This is a genomic window from Paenibacillus sp. NPDC058367 (genome assembly GCF_042723305.1).
Classification (GTDB): Bacteria; Bacillota; Bacilli; order Paenibacillales; family Paenibacillaceae; genus Paenibacillus_AQ.
In genome coordinates, this window is sequence record NZ_JBHXIZ010000002.1 from 853,312 (window position 1) to 872,797 (window position 19,486).

The 19,486-nt window shown below is 42.0% G+C and carries 21 protein-coding genes and 1 pseudogene; 13 read left to right on the forward strand and 9 right to left on the reverse strand.

Features of this window, described 5'->3' with window-relative positions; genetic code table 11:
* Window positions 1-125: 125 nt before the first annotated feature.
* Complete coding sequence (locus tag ACFWMP_RS14775) at window positions 126-1,061, reverse strand: Gfo/Idh/MocA family protein (protein WP_042188742.1); 936 nt, start codon at window positions 1,059-1,061, stop codon at window positions 126-128.
* A 111-nt stretch (window positions 1,062-1,172) separates the two neighbouring features.
* Between ACFWMP_RS14775 and ACFWMP_RS14780 the strand changes: the two genes are divergently transcribed.
* A complete protein-coding gene (locus ACFWMP_RS14780; protein WP_379424061.1) occupies window positions 1,173-2,129 on the forward strand; it encodes a helix-turn-helix transcriptional regulator in 957 nt (318 codons plus the stop codon).
* A 169-nt stretch (window positions 2,130-2,298) separates the two neighbouring features.
* Here ACFWMP_RS14780 and ACFWMP_RS14785 read toward each other — a convergent pair whose 3' ends face one another.
* On the reverse strand, window positions 2,299-3,534 hold the full coding sequence (locus ACFWMP_RS14785) for an MDR family MFS transporter (protein WP_379424062.1): 1,236 nt from the start codon (window positions 3,532-3,534) through the stop codon (window positions 2,299-2,301).
* A gap of 143 nt (window positions 3,535-3,677) precedes the next feature.
* Between ACFWMP_RS14785 and ACFWMP_RS14790 the strand changes: the two genes are divergently transcribed.
* The 4 genes from ACFWMP_RS14790 to ACFWMP_RS14805 all read left to right on the forward strand — a co-directional run bounded on the left by ACFWMP_RS14790 (window position 3,678) and on the right by ACFWMP_RS14805 (window position 8,634).
* Entirely contained in the window at window positions 3,678-5,453 is a 1,776-nt protein-coding gene (locus ACFWMP_RS14790; protein ID WP_379424063.1) for an ABC transporter substrate-binding protein, read from the forward strand.
* Between the two features lie 287 nt (window positions 5,454-5,740).
* On the forward strand, window positions 5,741-6,664 hold the full coding sequence (locus tag ACFWMP_RS14795; protein ID WP_379424064.1) for a ketopantoate reductase family protein: 924 nt from the start codon (window positions 5,741-5,743) through the stop codon (window positions 6,662-6,664).
* A 34-nt stretch (window positions 6,665-6,698) separates the two neighbouring features.
* Entirely contained in the window at window positions 6,699-7,112 is a 414-nt protein-coding gene (locus tag ACFWMP_RS14800) for a VOC family protein (RefSeq protein ID WP_339796083.1), read from the forward strand.
* 844 nt (window positions 7,113-7,956) lie between these two features.
* Window positions 7,957-8,634 carry a stalk domain-containing protein gene (locus tag ACFWMP_RS14805; protein ID WP_339796079.1) on the forward strand — a complete coding sequence of 226 codons (678 nt, stop codon included), beginning with the start codon at window positions 7,957-7,959 and terminating at the stop codon, window positions 8,632-8,634.
* A gap of 340 nt (window positions 8,635-8,974) precedes the next feature.
* Here ACFWMP_RS14805 and ACFWMP_RS14810 read toward each other — a convergent pair.
* Window positions 8,975-9,160: pseudogene (locus ACFWMP_RS14810) on the reverse strand (transposase); the annotation flags it as partial.
* 289 nt (window positions 9,161-9,449) lie between these two features.
* On the reverse strand, window positions 9,450-9,845 hold the full coding sequence (locus tag ACFWMP_RS14815) for a hypothetical protein (RefSeq protein WP_339265003.1): 396 nt from the start codon (window positions 9,843-9,845) through the stop codon (window positions 9,450-9,452).
* A 148-nt stretch (window positions 9,846-9,993) separates the two neighbouring features.
* Between ACFWMP_RS14815 and ACFWMP_RS14820 the strand changes: the two genes are divergently transcribed.
* On the forward strand, window positions 9,994-10,932 hold the full coding sequence (locus tag ACFWMP_RS14820) for a GNAT family N-acetyltransferase (protein WP_379424065.1): 939 nt from the start codon (window positions 9,994-9,996) through the stop codon (window positions 10,930-10,932).
* Window positions 10,933-11,063: 131 nt separating this feature from the next.
* On the opposite strand, the gene ACFWMP_RS14825 is transcribed toward ACFWMP_RS14820, so the two are convergent.
* Window positions 11,064-11,240: a hypothetical protein gene (locus ACFWMP_RS14825; RefSeq protein ID WP_379424066.1), complete on the reverse strand. Its 177-nt coding sequence runs from the start codon at window positions 11,238-11,240 to the stop codon at window positions 11,064-11,066.
* A gap of 238 nt (window positions 11,241-11,478) precedes the next feature.
* On the reverse strand, window positions 11,479-11,937 hold the full coding sequence (locus ACFWMP_RS14830; protein WP_379424067.1) for an Hsp20/alpha crystallin family protein: 459 nt from the start codon (window positions 11,935-11,937) through the stop codon (window positions 11,479-11,481).
* A gap of 116 nt (window positions 11,938-12,053) precedes the next feature.
* Between ACFWMP_RS14830 and ACFWMP_RS14835 the strand changes: the two genes are divergently transcribed.
* The 5 genes from ACFWMP_RS14835 (at window position 12,054) to ACFWMP_RS14855 (ending at window position 13,716) form a co-directional block, all read left to right on the forward strand.
* A complete protein-coding gene (locus ACFWMP_RS14835) occupies window positions 12,054-12,278 on the forward strand; it encodes a spore germination protein (protein WP_036687577.1) in 225 nt (74 codons plus the stop codon).
* A gap of 12 nt (window positions 12,279-12,290) precedes the next feature.
* A complete protein-coding gene (locus ACFWMP_RS14840) occupies window positions 12,291-12,512 on the forward strand; it encodes a spore germination protein GerPB (protein WP_379424068.1) in 222 nt (73 codons plus the stop codon).
* Between the two features lie 48 nt (window positions 12,513-12,560).
* Window positions 12,561-13,175: a spore germination protein GerPC gene (gene gerPC / locus ACFWMP_RS14845; RefSeq protein ID WP_379424069.1), complete on the forward strand. Its 615-nt coding sequence runs from the start codon at window positions 12,561-12,563 to the stop codon at window positions 13,173-13,175.
* Window positions 13,156-13,332: a spore gernimation protein GerPD gene (locus tag ACFWMP_RS14850; protein ID WP_379424070.1), complete on the forward strand. Its 177-nt coding sequence runs from the start codon at window positions 13,156-13,158 to the stop codon at window positions 13,330-13,332. Before gerPC ends, ACFWMP_RS14850 begins: the two co-directional genes overlap by 20 nt.
* A 183-nt stretch (window positions 13,333-13,515) precedes the next feature.
* Window positions 13,516-13,716, forward strand: a complete 201-nt coding sequence (locus tag ACFWMP_RS14855) for a hypothetical protein (RefSeq protein ID WP_379424071.1) — start codon at window positions 13,516-13,518, stop codon at window positions 13,714-13,716.
* A gap of 239 nt (window positions 13,717-13,955) precedes the next feature.
* Here the strand turns inward: ACFWMP_RS14855 and ACFWMP_RS14860 are convergent, their stop codons facing one another.
* Both ACFWMP_RS14860 and ACFWMP_RS14865 read right to left on the reverse strand, forming a co-directional pair.
* Window positions 13,956-14,912, reverse strand: a complete 957-nt coding sequence (locus ACFWMP_RS14860; RefSeq protein ID WP_042188722.1) for an alpha/beta hydrolase — start codon at window positions 14,910-14,912, stop codon at window positions 13,956-13,958.
* Window positions 14,913-14,999: 87 nt separating this feature from the next.
* Window positions 15,000-16,322, reverse strand: coding sequence for an APC family permease (locus ACFWMP_RS14865; RefSeq protein WP_379424072.1), 1,323 nt, complete (start codon window positions 16,320-16,322; stop codon window positions 15,000-15,002).
* A gap of 127 nt (window positions 16,323-16,449) precedes the next feature.
* On the opposite strand from ACFWMP_RS14865, the gene ACFWMP_RS14870 reads away from it, so the two are divergent.
* Complete coding sequence (locus ACFWMP_RS14870) at window positions 16,450-17,346, forward strand: LysR family transcriptional regulator (RefSeq protein ID WP_339241497.1); 897 nt, start codon at window positions 16,450-16,452, stop codon at window positions 17,344-17,346.
* 63 nt (window positions 17,347-17,409) lie between these two features.
* Complete coding sequence (locus tag ACFWMP_RS14875; protein ID WP_076283590.1) at window positions 17,410-18,315, forward strand: tyrosine-type recombinase/integrase; 906 nt, start codon at window positions 17,410-17,412, stop codon at window positions 18,313-18,315.
* Window positions 18,316-18,404: 89 nt separating this feature from the next.
* Here ACFWMP_RS14875 and ACFWMP_RS14880 read toward each other — a convergent pair whose 3' ends face one another.
* A complete protein-coding gene (locus ACFWMP_RS14880; RefSeq protein ID WP_042188714.1) occupies window positions 18,405-19,328 on the reverse strand; it encodes an L-lactate dehydrogenase in 924 nt (307 codons plus the stop codon).
* Window positions 19,329-19,486: the final 158 nt, after the last annotated feature.

Here is a 19,486-nt window from a genome sequence, read left to right on the forward strand (position 1 = left end):
AATAATTCACAATAGAAAAGTCAAAATCCACTACTGTCTCACCCTAGACACTACACATCAATAAACAATTCACCTCACCTCACAAACAAAACCCATGAAAAAGGATATAACATCCCTTGATCCATTTATACAAGCTTTTTTTCAATGCAAATACCTAGTTCTATAGCTTGTATCGCATGGTCTAACTCAATTATTGATGAACTACCCTCCACTAGACATTGGAGTGCATACTCCAAACTTTTTTCATAGGGATTAGCTGGTTCTAACAAAAGATCTTGTTTACCTACAGCGGTATATTCAATTAATGAGCTTTCAACAGCTCCATTCATGTTGTCACTCTCTTGATAGACAAGCTTGCCTTGTTCAAAATAAGCCTCATAGCCTACGGTAAAAGGATACGAAGCCGGCATTTGTGAAGAAACAACGATCTCTGCGGATACATGAGGTTGCTGAAAAATTGCACGGACTAAGGCTTGATTACTTTTACCACCATCGGATCCCCAAACCGAGTGCGGCTCCATAGACCCCAGCATCCAGGTCACAAAATCCAATTCGTGAATCATCAGATTTGTAGCGATAGCGTGTAGACCGAGGTCACCCCACAAAGGAGGTGTCTCTCTTTTTAAGGTAAGAGATAAGAGTTTTCCGTATTTCTCATTATGATTCGCTTCGCAAAGATATTTGTACGCAGGATCGAATTTAATAAACTGGTTGACGAGAATTCGCGAATCATACAGTTGTTCAGCTTCCTTCATCGCAAGAGCATCTTCTAAGTTGTAGCAAACGGGTGTCTCACATAATACATGTTTCCCATGCTTAAGCGCATCGACTGCATACTGCCTATGTAAAAAAGAGGGCAAACAGATATCAATCACATTTATGGTGGAATCAAGCATAATATCGTCAATATTAGTAGTTATCTCAACGCCTAAAGATTGTTTTAGCTCCTGCAGCTTAGCTTCGTTCCGACCAAAGATAATTACTTTGTCTACTCGTTCCATTGTCGTCCATAACTTCGCATGATAAGCTCCGAATCCAGTTCCCAATACGCCTATATTCATGTGTATCAGCTCCTTTAATGTAATGAACTAATCATAACCTTCTATTGTTGACAACAGCTTGGCAAGAATTATGATGTATACTATAAAAAAAGAAAGATTTGGAGGCTCCCCATGCGCTTGCATCGTTTGATTGCAATTTTATTATTAGTGGAATCAAGAGGGAAGATGAAGGCCAATGACTTAGCTGAAGCCTTGGAAACCTCCGTACGTTCTATCTATAGAGACATTGATGTATTAGCTGAAGCAGGAATACCACTGTTATCCACGCCGGGACCGAATGGTGGCATCTCCTTGATGGAGGGGTATACTGTTAACCTAAATCAGCTTCATGGGGAAGATGTAATCAATCTATTTTTAACAGGAATGGGGATTCATACTGGCGGACATACAGATTCCGGATTAAAGCTAAAGACAACCCTCTTGAAATTAGAAAAATCATTACCCGCTTCCTATCAAAATGATATCCAGAAGGCACAAAGACGTTTTTATTTTGATGATACACCTTGGTGGACAGAACGCTTAGAGATTCCATGTCTGGAATCGATTCGAACTGCTGTTTGGAGATCTCAGAAACTACAGATTGAGTACCACAAGATTAACGGAGTCATCTCGAGCAGGAAATTACAGCCCTATGGTCTAGTTGTGAAAAAAGAAGAGTGGTATCTTATAGCCTACTGTGAAGAAATCGAACAAATCCGCACGTTTAAATGTGAGCGAATCGCCTCTATACAGCTTATAGATGAAGAGTATGCTATCCCTCAGGACTTTTCATTAGAAAGGCACTGGAAGCAGCAGGAGAGGGGATTCAAGCAAGCTTGTAAAGAGGAAGAGATCTACCCAGTATTGATCAGAACGGATAAGAGGAGAGAGGCCTCGCTACACGGGGTGGAGATTATGAATAGAGTAGAGGAAGGAGATCAAATAACCCTTAGTGTAAATATGTATAGCTATGATAGTGCATGTACGAATATTTGGGGAATACTTGGACAAGGCGAGATTGTGGAACCTTTGGAACTGAGACAATATGTGAAAGTACAGGCGAATTTGCTACAGGAGGTTTACAATTAGCATGATTTTTTGTGAAAAAGGGACCGTTTCGAATGCATGTTCTGCAATGAAACGGTCCCGCTCATTTGTGAATAGGCTTTATTCATTCAATAAGTTTACATAATAATTAATATGTTAACTAATTTGGGATTGCCCCATAATAACCTTTAGATTTAAAAAATTTAGCCTTTTATGTGCTAGCGTCTACGCCAAGAGATAACTTCTCTCTAGCAGTAAGCCTCTTGTGCGCTACGATTAGAAAAGGAAGACCTATAGCCGTGGTTAAAGCGAGTGGCAGGAAGATCGTAAGGCCATTCTGAGCTCCATAATGATCCAGCAGCACTCCGCCGAAGATAGGCGCGATTACACTCCCCAAATTGTTAAAGCCAATCGTTCCAAAGTACGTACCCTTCATTTCTGGCTTCGCGATCCGATCAATTAACATATCCATCATCGTAAAGAGCAGTACTTCCCCTATCGTAAATATTACGACACTAAACATTAGAAGGGCTACACCTTCAGCTAAACCTACTAAGAGAAGACTAATAGCAACGCAGATATTTCCGAGAATCAATGGAACAATCGGTGAGAATTTGCTTGCAGTACGTACGATAGGATACTGTACCACGAGCACTGTAATGGCATTGAGTGACAACATATAGGAGAATAATTGCCCACCATTTGTGAAATGGTTGTTCATTGCTAAATATTGCGCCATAGTTGAACCAAAATGTCCGTATCCAAGTACACAAAAAATTGTACCAAGTAGAACTGGCAAGAATACACGGTCTCTACCGGTTGTTGCCAAGGCTTCAAGTAAACGTGGTGGTTCAGCTTGCGTATGACTCTGCATGGTTGAACGATGCAATTTAAATTGGATGAATAGTACAAGTCCATATGCAACATATACAATACCAGCGATCATAAAAGGAAACGTAGATTCGGCAGAACCGAGCTGTACTCCAATAATCGGACCAAAGACAACACCAAGATTAATCGCAGCGTATCTAAGATTGAATACAAGCAGCTTACTTTCAGCAGGGGTAATGTCGGATAAAAGTGCCCGTGATGTGGGCTCAAACACGGATCTGCATAAACCGTTCAGGGTGTTGACCAAGAAGAACACCCACAGATGTTGTGCCACAGAGAATCCGAAGAATACTGCCGCCCAGCCAAATACGGAGATTAACATGACAATTTTGCGGCCTACAATATCCGAGATATATCCTCCGTAGAAGCTGGCCATTACGCCTGCCAGAGAGCTGACGGCTACCGTAATCCCCGTTTGTGTGGGGGTGGCTCCAAGGACTTGGGTTAAATAGATGGATAAGAACGGAATGCTCATTGAAGTTACCAAACGTCCGAACATCGTACCGACGATGATGGTCCAAGCTAGTGGGTGAATATGCCTAAGATGCTGGTTCATAATTGAAAAGGTCTCCTAATCTGATAGCTATAATTTAGTACTGCATATTCATTAACGATATATGTATAATTATAATGATAAAAGGGGGAAGTAAAAGTGTAAGAATTACTTACAGTGTTTCACCTTTAAAGGAGTGAACGATCGTGGACCATATTAGTAATCATTTTTTATGTTTAGCAATAGCCATCCCATCCTCAATAGATATAGGGGAAGCTAATCCTGTGACGATAGATAGACTAGCTTCGATTCTGTGCTGCACTCCGCGTAACGTAAAGTTTATTCTGCGAAAACTTGAAGAGCAGGGTTTTATACACTGGCAGCCTGGAAGAGGACGTGGAAATATCTCGCAGCTAACTTTTCTTCGAACGATTGAAGAGGTGCTTGAGGACAACTTTCAGGAACTGATTAATAAAGGGAAGATTAAGGAAGCTATAGAGTTATTAAGTCGTGGTCAGGTTAGCGACACATTAAAGGAACGGTTATTAATGGTGTTAAATAAGCAGATGGGCTTCCGTAGTGAAACGGAGTCGACATCAGGATTGGATGTCTTGCGAATTACACGAAACCGGCATATGGAAGTGCTGGATCCAGCTTATGTATATACCGCGTTTGAATCCTATTTACTCGGACAAATTTATAGCACATTAGTTACCTATGATGCGGCAAGTGATACCTTTCTTCCCGGATTGGCGCATATGTGGGAAGCCAATGAAGATTGTACTAGTTATATTTTTTATCTACGGAAAGGTGTGCGATTTCATCACGGCAGGACTATGACCTCTAGAGACGTAAAAGAGACATTTCAACGACTTATAGACTTGAACAGTCCGGCATTGAGCTTGTACAAAGATATTGAACGAGTAGAGCTTGAAGGAGATCACAGGATCAGGTTTGAGCTGTCTCGTCCGAATCTCTTTTTTCTCCATATGTTCAGTTGTATTCATATGTCGATTCTTCCTCATGATGTAGATCTTGTAAATGAAGTAAGTGGAACAGGGCCCTATCGTTTACTAGATCTTAATGAAGATGTGCTAGTCCTCGCGGCATTTGACTATTATTACGGTATACGCCCGCTACTAGATCGTGTGGAAATCTGGTATTTGCCAGAACAAGCTTCAAATGAACGATTGTATGAACTTCCTGAATCTGCTCAGGAAGGTTTATTACCTAATATCATCTGTAACCACAGTATTGACTACCCTGCCTTGGGATGCCGATATCTCTTGTTCAATTTCCATAAAGACGGAATTCATCAACAGCAACTATTCCGGCAGGCTATACGAATCCTTTACAGCCGAGAAGCCTTAATTAAGGAGTTAGGAGGGAACCGTAGTACCCCTGCTGATAGCTTTTTACCTTGGGAGAGCAGTAAGAGAAGTATTATTGAGCCTACTCTGGAACATGCGAGAGAGCTTCTAGTGGCAAGTGGCTACCAGGGGGAGACCTTAAGATTAGCTACAAAAGATAAAAAAGAAGAGCGAGAAGAAGCCCTGTGGCTTCAAGCACGAGCTGCTTCAGTAGGACTGCATATTGAGCTGTATTTATTCAACGAGTTTAACTCAGCAGATATAAAGAACACCTCCGAAATCCTCCTTGCTGAAGAGGTTCTTGAAGATGATTGGCAGTGGGGAATGGTTAACTACTTTAATAATAAACTTAATTATCTTTTTTCTCTGCTGAGAGATGAACAGATCTTGTTATTCTCAGATGTACTTACCGATTTCACGCAATCCCCAAAGGAAGAAAGAATAAAGTTGCTGGATCAGGCAGAAGGTGTGCTTAGGGACAACTATTGGGTGTTATATGGTTGTCATATGAATAAAAAAGCGCAGCTAAATCAAAGCTTGTTTGGACTTCACACCAGTTCATTCGGATTTCTGGATATCTCAAAACTGTGGATCAAAACTATTAGTCTTTAAGGAGAGTTACCTAAATATGCTTGTACAGGAATGTTTTCTTTTGCTATACTTTCCAGGGAGGCTGTATCGATAAATCATCGAATGGTGCTCTAATAGGTTTTAATAAATGAATAGTAATTAACTTGTAGCCATGGAGGTGAACTCGTTGGATTTTGCTCAGATCCGTAAGGACCGAGACAAAAGAACGGTCGATACTTGACTCTTTTTTTGCCTTTCGGACCTGTTTAGCAGATAGCTAAAAGGTCTTTTTGTTTGTTTAAATTAAGGGAAAAGAAGAGGAGATTATTATGCGTTTTCTTATCGTGGGTGCAGGAGCTATAGGTGGATATTTCGGGGGACGTCTAGTTCAAAAAGGAGAAGATGTTACTTTTCTCGTCCGAAATGCCAAACAGATTCAGTTAGAAGCGGACGGTTTGATTGTAAAAAGTGTTCATGGGGATTTTCAGACTTCTGTACGAACGATTTCTAATAGGGAAGCAGTAGAGCCCTTCGACTGCATTATTATAGCGGTCAAGGCATACCATTTGCCTCAGGTGATGAATGACATTGAACCCTACGTTGGTGAACATACACTGATCCTCCCGCTCCTCAATGGTTACGATCAATTTAGCATTTTGCAGAAGCGTTTTGGCCCAGAACATGTACTGGGTGGTCTTTGTTATATAGAAACAACTCTAGATTCAGCAGGTACTATCGTTCAAAGCAGTTCGTTCCATAGTATTGTGTTGGGTGAATGGGCAGGTGGTGAGTCAGAACGAACACAGTTGCTTCTGAGTCATTTGGATCATGCTGGATTCACAGTGACATTAAGTTCTGACATTCAGCGCGAAGTGTGGCAGAAATATATATTTGTAGCTAGTCTAAGTGGGATTACCACTTTAATGGACAGCTCTGTTGGGCCTATTTTTGCTTCCCCAAAAGCACGTGCAATCTATGAGCAGCTTCTTCAAGAGATTGTTAGCTTGGCTCAAAATGCTGGAATGCCTGTGGGACCGGAAAATATAGCTTCCACGATGCAAAAGATGCTTTCTGTGTTACCTGAATTTACTTCATCCATGCATCGGGATATGCATAAGCAACTACCTGTAGAAGCGGACCATCTGCATGGGGCACTTCTGGCTATGGCTGTTCCGGGTCAAGGCGCGTATCCGGTTCTCGAAACCGTGTATGCCCGTTTGAAAGTATACGAAAGCGTTAATGATATGAAATGATCTACTTTAAATCACAATAAGGAGCTGGACAATTATGATGGAAACGAATCAAAAGATCATGACTTTTCTAATGTTCGAAGGTAAGGCAGAAGAAGCTATGAATTTCTATACGTCCTTGTTTGATGATTCCGAAGTTATTAGCATTAAGCGATATGGAGCGAATGAAGCAGGACCTGAAGGGAGTGTAATGCAAGCTTCCTTTTCTATGCATGGACAAGTATTTATGTGTATAGATAGTTATGTTCAGCACGGGTTTACCTTTACTCCAGCGATATCCTTATATGTAAATTGTGAGAGTGAAGCTGAAATTGATCGGGTCTACGAATCATTAGCGCAAGGTGGACAGGTCCTAATGCCTCTTGGAAGCTATCCGTTTAGTCCGAAATTTGGCTGGGTAGCGGATAGATTTGGCGTGACTTGGCAATTAAATTTTTCGGGGAATGCATAACGATTGAAGTGTTGCGCGGTCAAATCTTTTAGGGTTTGACCCGACATACTTTCCAAGTGGAAAAGTAGGTTTTCTACGATTAAAGTTGATAGCCCACTCTCCATTTTTAATCCGCAAAAAGGTCAAAAGAGCAGCAATTCTCCCGTCACTGGAGAATTACTGCTCTTTGTTTATGGTCATAGCAAGTGAAAGTCAACCGACCTCAAGCGTCATTTTTTCCATGCTGTCAAAAGAAAATAAAGTATTAGACTCGAAAAATAAAATTGTAGACTGGCATGGCGATTAGCAAACGGCTGAGCAGCGAGGCTGTAGCTCGAGCTCCTGATTCTTTTGGATGCATTGGGGTGGACAGCCGGGTGAGATTATATTCTCAAACAGAACCGTAGCAAGGATACGCTCGTCCGACTAGTTGAGGTCTTAAAAGAGTAAACGGCTACATCACAAAGAAGGTTGGTCGAGCTAATCGGTGTATCCCAGGGACGAGTGAGTCAGTTAATTCAAAAATTGAAAGAGTCAGCCCGCGGATTTGGCGAGTAGTTGGTACTGCTATGGGAATGAAGCAGGCGCTTCTGGACTACTGCCGGGAGCGCTTTTTTTCGTGTTTTGATGATAATACACAGAAGAAGAGTTATATGCTTTTAGAAAGGGCTGGGTTAATCAGTAGCTTGGAAGAAGGGAGAATTGGAAATGAAGCATTGGGCTTTGTGATATAATATGGTAAAATATTCAACTCTACAGAGACTATCCCACATGTAGCGTCATCTTTCAGAGAGATTATCTCTCAAATAACCGTTGTTTGCGGAATACCTGGATTTGAAGAAATCCCAAGAGGAGGAAAACAGAAATGAAGAAGAAGGTTGTTACGACTTTATGCGGTACCATGATACTTTTAGTGGGCATGGGCACAGGTGCTTTCGCGAGCACACAGCTCCAAGAAATTAAAGCGTTGTTAAACGGAGATTTAAAAATCAGAGTGAACGGGGAGATTACCCCTCTCAAAGATGGCAATGGCAAAGCGGTACTTCCAATTACTTATAAAGGAACTACTTATCTTCCGGTACGATCTGTTTCTGAGCTTCTGGATGTTCCGGTGAATTATGACGGGACAGCCAAAGAGGTGATTATTGGCGAACAGCAGGCAGGCGTTCCCGTGAAGCAGGAGGATTTTAACACGAGTCTGTATACCAAGGACCCTGCACTGACCAAATACGGCGGCAAAAATTATAAGGAAGTTCTGTATAGCGCACCTAATTCAAATATTAAATATACCGCGCTCAGCCCTAACGGCAAATATCAGAAGCTTGTTCTACAATTCGCTTCAGTCGGCAAGGAAGTGGAATCTCTTGAAATTAGAGATAATGACAAGAATGTGCTCCTTAAAAAAGTAGAGAAGATTTCACCTAATAGTGATCTCCAGACGATTGAGGTAGATATTTCTGGAGTAAAGACCATCGCAATAAATGTGACACAAGCTGTTGACGGCGGGTTCATTATTCCGCTAGATACTTCAATTTACAAGTAAGATTAAGCAGCGAAGCCCACAATGCCCGAATAGGCGTAGTGGGCTTATTTTCACGTGAGGTTACATTGGATTTTTTCTCGTTCTTTTGCTATAAAGAGATTTAAATCCATCTTTCGTTATATGTGGACATGCTTAGAGGGTATGTGTCGACTCGAAAAATAAAGTTGTAGACTGGCATGGCGATTAGCAAACGGCTGAGCAGCGCGCCTGCAACTCGTGCTTATGGTTCTTTCGGATGCAACGGGACGGGCCGCGATCGGTATGCCGACGACAAGAATGTGTTCGCCGGTAGCCATTTAAAGGGACGTTACTCAGTCTACTAATTTATTTTCTTCGATCATATGCCGCGAAGCAGAAATCGCCGGAAGCTCCGATTGTTCTTTAGTTGTCCAAACATACTCTCTAGTTCTATCATTCGACGTACGGACAAAGCATGGTCTTCCTCGCTTCGCAGGATTTCCTGAGCTTGGTATACTGAATGTTCAAAAGAAACCTCTTCTTTGAAATAGTTGTGTGGTAACTCCATTTTACCAAAAGAGAGGTTTTTTTTGCGTTTTTATAAATATTGTAGTCCATTTCCCGCCTACACAGCGGAGAGAACGGACTGATTGTGGAAAAGCGATAGCGGTCGCCTTTGTTTCCGGATTTTATCCGCTAAGGAAAATTGAAAAAAATCTGGACACAACAGCGATTGGAACAACGGACCGTTCGCGGAGCGTCCTTATGGAGCGCAACCGTCTATCCGACTCCAAAAAGAAGGGATCTCCTAAGCATCCGTTTCATGGCTTTTGGGACAGCCCCTTAGAAGAAAGGATTTAATTACATTGCTGAACTATAGTTGTGCCCTCATTAGTAATCGTGACAGTTGAATAACCAGATAGATACTCTGTATAACCGCATACAGTTTCTTGGGTGGATTGTCCTTTTGCGTTAGTATACTTAAGGTATATAGAACCTTCACCACTTAAGCTCAATGTAGGTTTGAACTTTTTTGTTTCACCTTTCTTGATGGGATCTGTAAATAATTCCTTAGAATCCATATGGATTAAACCTATTTCAATAGAGCTAATTTCATCATCCGACTGATTATCAACAGTGAGTAAGAAATTCTTAAATGGAGTTAGGATATTTGATATCGTACCGATCCCGAAAGCTATCACAATACCTAATGAAAATATAGCAATACCTATAAAAAATCGTCTCTTCATCATTTAGTCCCCCTATGTAAGTAAGACAGGGTTCATTCGATAAATGTTACGGTATATAAGAATTAATTATAACTATTCATTAACAAGTGAAATTGGAAGAGTTGTGCTACCCTTAATGTATGCCAAAATTTATATGAAAAGGGGTTTTGTTTTGACAAAATCTACGATTCTTTCATCAGAAGGAATAACGATTCGTCATTTTGAACAAGGGGACATGCCATTACTGGGTGAGTTATATAACTCGGTTACTTCGCGGGGAAATGTTGTTTTTTGGTGGGTTGGTGATGAGGAAAACTGGGAGAATGTGTACTGCGCCTTTGAAAATGGAAAAATGGTTGCCAAAGGTCAAGTAGAGATCATAAATATTGTGCCACCTGGGCGTTCAAAGGAAAGCAGACATTCGATCTATTTGAATTTGAAAACAATACCTGAACGAGAAGAAGACTACGATTTATTAGAGAGCATGTATCAAACGCTCCTCCTGAGAGCACTTGAATTGAAGGAAACTTTATCAACAGCGTACAAAACGACGCTCTGTGTCGGGAATAACGCATCTGAGATCGCAAATACGCAATTTTTTGAAAAAGAAAAGGGCTTCTGTCAATACAATAGCTTATTTAAAATGAATCATACTCTTGATCATTCCTATACCGTACCTGAACTGAAAAAGGAATTTGAATTTGCAACTTGGATGATAGAGACGCCGCAAGAAGAAGATCTTTATTTAGAATTGGAAGCAGAGGTTTGGCCAGAAACCCCACTCGGGAAAGAACGGCTATCTCAGTTTAAGCAAAATCCGCTTTGGAACTCTATGGTTGTTCGAGAAGGGGAGAGGGTTGTAGGCAGCTTGATGGTATGGCAGGAAGAGAAAAGTGGGTATATTGAAAATGTTTTTGTACTAGAGCCGTGGAGAAGATTTGGGATTGCTAGGTACATGCTTTCTCAAGCGTTAAACTATTTCAGAACACATGGACTTGAAGAAGCCTATTTAATGGTGTTAACAGATAATGATTCTGCATTGCATCTTTATGAATCTGTCGGATTCAGTTTATCGAGTGAGGAAAGACGGTATCGTATAGAACTCATATAGTTTTTGAAGTGGAGGATTACTAAGCAAAGTGTGATTCAGTTTCATCGAGGTTCGATGACAGGATTGCACTTTTTTAGTAATCCGTTCGCCTTGTAATAAATGATGACTGGAAACCCTCTGAACAATTTTGTTCAGTTACTGTTAGTTACTTGTTTACCCTCGCATTTCTTACATACGTTAACTTTTTCGCCTGAAATTCCTTTTCCGATGTACAAAAGCTTAATACGAGTGCTGCCGCAGATCAGACATGTTCCTCTGCTTCGGGATGACATACGCCAGAGTGCTTTGCCGCGCTTGTTTTTGGACATAAATAGCCCACCTTTGCGATTGATACCCTATCTTATGAGCGAGGGAACCTTAAAGTTCGGAGAATGAAGCTTATAAATTCCTTTGTGATTGCAGACAAAATTAAGGATAAAAAGGGCAAAAAAACGCCCTAAAAAAACAGCGCATAACTTAAATTATACGCTGTTTTAGTTGTAAGACGTTTTTTTGAGGAAAGATCGCCACTAGGACGAGCAAATAGATGGGATTTTAAGGATTTTTTTATAAATAACGGATGTCGATATTTCTAAATTTTCCTACTGACATTTTCGGCATTCTGAATTGCAATGATCCTTGTTTATAAGTGCCTCTGCTCTGATCCGGATTGACTGGAACGGGGAGTGGGATGATCTCGCTATGATCTTTTCCGAGACCGTTTAATTTGATTTGTGTTCGGTTGATTTGTGCCCAAATACTTTCGGGGTGAATTCCACTTGGAATACGAATTTTCGTGATCAAATAATTATGTGTGTCCAGATGCTCAAATTGCAGACTTGAGGTTTCGTCCGTCAATGAGGAAGAGGTGGCCGCGGTAGCTTCTCTGATTATTTTTTCAATATAGCCATCGATCTGGCTTGGATCCAGCTTCCATTGCTCTTCAAGCGACTTTAAGGATAACTTTTTCTTAAAAAAGGGATCTTCGTTCATCCAATCTAAAGGGTTCGATTTATTGGGGCTCATGAATGCTGAACCTCCTTCATTTTTTTATCCATTGTATGGGCGTATGACTTATTCAGTGACATCTGGGCGGATATCTACATAGAATAGGTTATCATTCCGAAGGGAGGAGTGGTTTGGTGGTTTCAATCATCGGCAATATTAAAATCAACAGCGTAGGCCCCAGTTCCACAGTCTTAGTAGGAAATACGGCATCTGTTATCTTGAGCAGTAACTCCAAAATCTATGCCGGTGCCAACTCCTTCTCCATAGGTGACTCCATAGGTACGAACATTACGAATAATGCAGCCAGCAGTACGAACACGATGGATTCAGATGTGGTGGATCAAGTATCGCCTCCTTAAAGGTGGGTTTACATGAATATTACGGTGTATCAGTGCATATCGGTCAATCATCTGAAAATTGGTACGATCTCAAATTCATCGGTACTGCAGATCGGTACTTCCGGCCGAATTAATACCTTGTCTCATAGTTATCAGTCTAGTGACGTTCCAGAATCTCCTCCTGCGCCATCACCAGCGGTAAGTGATTCACCTCTTGTACCCTTGCCTCCACCAACTGAACTATATACACGCTAGAATTAGGCTCTCATCCTTCGCATACAATAAACCATAGGAGGGGGTTGTATGCACCCGTATTATGTTCAGCAAGTCTTTAATGCACTAAGAATACAAACTGAAAAGATTCGACTTCTAGAAAAACAGCTCCAAGATTTACAGTGTGAAGTAGTCAGCATAAAGAACAATAACATTGCAAGTATAGGTCCTATAAATTATCATTTTGAACAATTGAAAATCGAGAAGCTGGAAGGCACTTTAAATATAGGCATTACACCAAATGAGGGAAATAATCTGGATGAAGCGATGATCAATGGTAAGCCTATTGGGGAGCAAGAGGGAGGGACACCAACTGCAATATCGGATAAAATTCGTCCAGAGATTCTGAAGTATGTGCAAGAGGAAGTTCCTTCTCAATTTTCACGCTTAGAAAAAGAACAGAACTTAAGTATTGATGAGCAGTATATCCAAATGGTAACTCAGGATCTGCTGAATCAGATGGATGGCCGGATTAACGAGTATGTAAGCCAGCTTCCTGCCGCAGAAGAAGGGCGTGGATACACAGAAGAGGAAAGTGCTTCTATTGTTGAACAAATCAAACGAGATATTGTTACGGCGGTAGAACGGCATTTGGAAATAAACATAACTGGAAGGCGGGAGCCGCATGAAAGTAACCGTGATTAACAGAGACATAAATGTAATCGCAGTAAAAGTGGTTTCGATATCAGGTTCTTCGGTATTTTTAGTAGGGGATACGCAGACGATTAACTGTTCTTCGGCGTTTGACTGCGTGATAGAATATGCTCCGAGTGCTCCAGATCAAGTCCAAAAAGGCAGTTAATAAATGCACACCTCACGTATACTAGATGTGTATATCAATAATCTGTCTGACAGTTCGATTTTCATATGTGGATCTGTAGAGCGGATTCAGTCTAAATTTGTGGGTAGTAAAGAAAATTACCTATATAACATAAAAGATATTAATAGCAATAATAGAGAGGCTTCACCCTTAGAGATCCCACCCATGGCATGGCCGAAGCAAGTGAATGAAGATGAAGTTGAGATTTTGAATGATTCCAAGGAATCAACGATTAACATGCAATATATTAGGATCTTATCGATTGGCTCTGGAACGACCTTTCAGATTGGAAATGGTAGCTCAGTTCGTCTGGAGAGTCGAACCAGTGAGTTCAAGCGGGAAATAGCTTCAGAAGATGAGGGGTAATTTGGCATATTTGTTGATACTTATTTTATAAAAATAAATTAGTTTACATAATCATTATTATGTAAACTAATTTAAGGTACTGTCCTATAAGAAAGTACTTATCACAAATAAGGGAGCTTCGAGCTACGAAAAGGAGGGCCATCAAAGGTATTCTGCTATAGAAATAGCATTAAACTTATAGTTAGAGAAAGCCTGCACATTTGCAGGCTTTCTCTAATTTGGTGAACGAACATATTTATTTAGAAACCTTCGCGAAGCCATGTAGTCGCCAGCTTGATGGCGGCTTTTTTGGCATTGGTTTCAGCTAAAGGATTAAGCATCACGAAATCATGTATGATCCCTTGAAAACGAACTGCCGTGACTGTGACTCCAGCTTCACGTAATTTGGCGGCATAAGCTTCACCTTCATCACGTAGAACATCTGCTTCACCCGTTATGACTAGTGCTTCGGGTAGATCGCGTAACTGATCTACACTAGCTCGAAGCGGGGAGGCTGTGATCTGCTTCCGCTCCTCAGGGTCAGTTGTATATTGATCCCAGAACCATTTCATTCCATCACGCTGCAAGAAATATCCTTCGGCGAACTCATGATAGGATTCTGTATCAAAGGAGGCATCCGTTACCGGGTAGAACAAAAGTTGTTTCCCTATCTTCGGGCCACTGCGTTCTTTAGCCATAAGCGTAATGGCGGCTGCCATATTTCCACCGACACTATCACCGCCTATGGATAGCTTGCTAGCATCAAGTGCATGTTCACTACCCTGTGCAGCGATCCATTTCAGAACAGCATAGATTTCTTCAATTGCTGTAGGATATTTAGCTTCTGGAGAGAGGCTGTAATTTGGAAAAACAATGGCAGCCTCCGCTCCGACAGCTAATTCACGGATCAAGCGGTCATGGGTATGTGCATTACCAAACACCCAGCCAGCACCATGAATGTAAAGGATCACTGGCAACGACGCGGAAGAGGAGCTAGGAGGCCGGACAATTCTTATGGAAACATTACCATTAGGTCCTCCTGGCACCATAAGATCTTCAATTTCGACTTCAGGTTTATATATCTCACTGGATTGTACAGTATCTACCGTTTCACGGCCTTTTTCTGGTCCAAGATCAGGAAGGAACGGAGGTTTGGAATTATCATCGGCAAATTTCTGTGCTGCTGGCTCAAGAATAATCTTTGGTTGATTTGGCATGATGTATCGTCTCCTTTGTCTGGTCATAGTATAGTTTACCCTCTTCATTCCATAACCATCTAAACGAATGCTGAAACGATATGAGTCTTACAATGCTTTTTGTTGATCCTCACGAATTCCACTTTTTAAATCCCTTATTCCGGCAACCGCTTGTTTATGTTTGATACGGAAGATCAAAATAAACATCAAAGTAATAAGTAACGGATAGCCTATTGCCCATCCTGTAAAAGGAAACACAGCAGCGGTAGCTAGAAAAGAGATCCAGCTAATCGTTACGCCTAATCTACTTCCCTTAAGTAGGCGTATCCCCGCAGCACAACCTCCGATATAAGTCAGGATAAAAGTCGCATTTGGAAACTGGATCAAAGTAGTGATAGATATCAATCCGCTGCTGTACAGTGACATGACCGTTACAAAACAAAGGAGCAGGAAAGCTATCCCACCGATAGGGGTATGATATGGTTTGGATAGTCTTCCCATCCATTGCGGTGCATAGCCCTGACGTGATAACGCATAAGCCACACGCGAGGCAGCACCGGCATAAGCGATAATGGTGGCGGTACAGATGAAGAGACCTGTAAGTCCTGCGATAAATCCACCCCAGCGTCCAAGGGGCTGGCTGATGATCCAGACAAGTGAAGTGCTCGATCCACCTTTAAGGTAGCTTTGTGTGCCAACCGTTGCTAAAGCGGATAAGAAATATAGAACACCTACAATAATAGCAGCGATGGTCACACCTTTAACTGCAGCACGTTGTGGATCTTTGAACTCCTCAGAGAGATGTGAGACAGCTTCCCAACCAATAAAACACCAAAATAGGATTGCTGCAGCCTGTCCAATGCTCATCCATCCGTGTGGGGCAAAGGGAGTGAAGTGTTCAACCTCCATTCGAGGAAGCGCAGTAGCAAACGAGAAGACGAGAACAGCTACAATCGCAATCACTACAGCAATTTGTACCTTTCCCGCCACTTGCATACCAATCCAGTTTGTAAATAGCCCAATGGCCAACATCACCGCAGCGATAGTAATTCTCGCAGGTTCATCCCAGCCCATTGCGGCTGTCATATAACCAGCTCCGGTCAGCGCAGCGACAGGCGCACCAATCGGAACGGACATTAGGAAGAACCAGCCCACTAAAGATCCGGCTTTAGGTCCGAAAGCAAGGGTGACGAAGTGGGACACGCCTCCTGCGTTAGGAAATTTGGCAGAGAGCAGGCCCATCGATAAGGCCATTGGCAAAATCAACAGCGTCATAAATCCCCATGCCAGCAATGAAGCGGGACCTGCCATTTCTGCAGCCAGTCCGGGAACGATTAAGACTCCCGAGCCCAATACAGCGCCGATATAAAGAGCTATGGCTTGCGGCATGCCGATGTTTCTTCGTAAAGTGGTTGAACTTGAATCTTTCATGATTTTTAATCCTGCTTTCATTGTCTTTTGTTATAGAGTAGCAGATAATAGATCCATTGGAAAAACAGATTTTTTGAATAGTATCCATTCGAAATTCCGATGGGTAACTATTATTCAGGGGGCACGTATGGAATCACGTCATCTTTTTACCTTTATAGTCGTAGTGGAGACGGGTAGCTTCACACGCGCTGCACAGAAGCTTGATTATGCACAATCCAGTATTACCGCACAGATCCAAGCGTTAGAGACTGAAATAGGTCAGCCTTTATTTGATCGGATCAGTAAAAAAATCATCCTAACCGATGCAGGCCGCCGTCTGCTCCCATTCGCTCAAGAGATCTCCAGAATGCACTCTCTAGCGCAAGATGCTCTTCGCTCCGAGAGTGAGCTAACAGGGTCTTTACGAATTGGCGCACCTGAATCCCTGGCTGCTTTTCGTTTACCAGGCATTATCAAGGAGTTTCGCGTGAAATATCCAAAGGTCCAAATTCTTCTGAAGCCTGGGGCCTGCTGGGAGCTAACGGATTTAGTTCGATCCGGTGAGTTGGATTTGGCCTTCCTACTGCAACCAGAGACGGAAGATAAAGATCTGAATATAGAAACACTGGTGCATGAACAAATGACCCTGATCGCTCCGCCGGATCATCCCTTATTGAGTCTTCCAGTGGTAGAACCGGTTCATCTTAAGGGAGAAACGATATTGCATACGGAAACTGGTTGTAGCTACCGTACTTTATTTGAACATCATTTAAACAGACACGGGGTATTTCCGGACCCTACGTTAGAGTTTTGGAGTATTGAGGCGATCAAGCAATGTGTTATGGCGGGTCTAGGCATTGCTTTTATTCCAATGATTACAGTGAGCAACGAATTAGCGGAAGGGAAGTTAGCTAGGCTGAGTTGGAATGATGAATCGCAGCGTGTGGCTACTCAAATTGCCTATCATCATAAGAAATGGAAATCTCCTGTTCTAACAGAGTTTTTAAAAGCTGTGCAAAAGCATGCTGAAAAATGGAGCAGCTAAGTTTAATTCTTGTAGCTATTCTATGGTACAATAGATTGTCGAAATCAAGGGAGGCTCGAAGCCATGAATGAGTGGAGTGAAGACTACGAAGAGGGGCTTGAGGCTTTTTTAATCTGGATGAAGGATGCCGGTTACACTCCCTATACGCAGAAATCCTATTTAGTGGATGTAAAACAGTTTTTAGAAAGTCTGAATGGTAAAAAGCTAGAGTCCGTAAAGAAGCTACATGTTATTTCTTTTCTTACGTCAGTGCGTGAACGTGGAGTAAGTGATGCTACCCGTAACCGGAAGCATGCCTCAATTAACTGTTTTTTTAAGGCATTAATTGAGCTGGAATTGCTTCTTACCAATCCTGCAGCTGGGATTAAGAAATCTAAAACTGAGATCAATCGCGAACCGGTCTACTTAGATGAAGGTGATCTGGGGCGATTTTTGTCTTCTATAGATGGGAAATACAAAGGTCGTAATTTAGCAGTCTTTTTACTCATGTCCTATATGGGGCTTCGGGTGGGGGAAGTCCACACGCTTAATTTAAGTGATTATAATGTAGAAAGACATTCCCTTCGAGTGTTCGGTAAGGGTCGTAAATGGCGTAATGTACCGATTCCAGAGGATGTGGTACCTTTTCTCGATCTGGCGATTGAAGAACGATTAAATCCTTGGCGCAGTAAAGAGGAAGCTATGTTCATTTCACAGAAAGGACGCAGGCTGTCCATACGTGGCATTCAGCAAATCGCTGCGGACACCTTCGATCGTTTCCAAAGGGATGTGCCTGCTGCACAACGTCGACCCTATTCCAGCCATAAGCTACGACATTCCTTCGCTACCATGCTGCTACGAAAAGGTGCGGATCTGAGGACGGTTCAGGAGCTGCTGGGGCACTCTTCCATTCAGACAACAACGGTTTACACGCATATCACGAGCCGTGAGAAGGAAGAAGCCATGTCGAAATTGCAAGTCCAGATTTGATAGAATTCTAAGTGCAAATCTTTCATGAAAAAGGGGCTATCCCCGGCCATGTATCATGACAACAGGGAGAGCCCCATGTATTCATTTGCTTATAGTTCTAGCTTAGCTATCTCAGCTTTAAGCTTCTCGGCAGATTTCTGGAATAGAGCTCGTTCTGTCTCATTTAATGGAAGATCTAGTACTTCTCGTACACCGGACCGATCTACGACGCAAGGGGCGCCAAGGTAGACATCCGAAACTCCGTTATAATTATTCAATAAAGTAGATACGTTCAATACAGAGCCTTCATTATGAAGAATGGATACCACAATACGATCTAGTGCTAATGCTATTGCGTAAGAGGTTGAGCCTTTGGCATCAATAATTTCATAAGCGGCATTCTTAGTATCTTGGAATATTTCATCTTGTTCTGCTTCGTCAAAACCGAGATCAATCCCGGCAACATTCGCTAGACTCCAAACAGGAAGTTCCGAGTCTCCATGTTCCCCGATAATCTGACCATGAATACTGCGTGGATCAATTTCTTTGTGGCGTCCAATCAGGTAGCGAAAACGTGCACTATCCAGCACCGTTCCGGAACCGATGACTCTTCTGCGATCAAAACCGCTTATTTTCAAAGTGGCATATGACAAAATATCTACAGGATTAGTAGCAATAAGTAGTATCGCATGTTGATTATATTTGGTGATTTTTTGAACGATATCTTTGAAAATTGAAATGTTTTTGCGGAGAAGATCTATCCGGGTTTCACCCGGTTTTTGTGATGCACCGGCAGTTACAATGATGATATCCGCCTCCCGGCAATCTTCATATGTACCAGCCCATAGCTTCACACCACCAACAAAGGGCATGCCGTGATTCATATCCAATGCTTCTCCAAGGGCTTTCTTTTGATTAACGTCAATAAGTACGAGCTCAGGCATACGTCTCCGTAGCAGTAATGTATAGGCTGTTGTTGTACCAACTGCTCCAGTACCAATGACTACGACACGATTGGGTTTCGGGGGGGCCATGATTCCATCTCCTCAGTAATTAAAATTTTTAGCTTTTAATCTTGTCCATCATAATCGCTAACGATATTGTTTTCAAGCAGGTCTTATTTAATGCATTACCCCATTTTGGGCATACTTAATAGAAATTCTCTAATCAATTTGACAACAAGACTAGACAG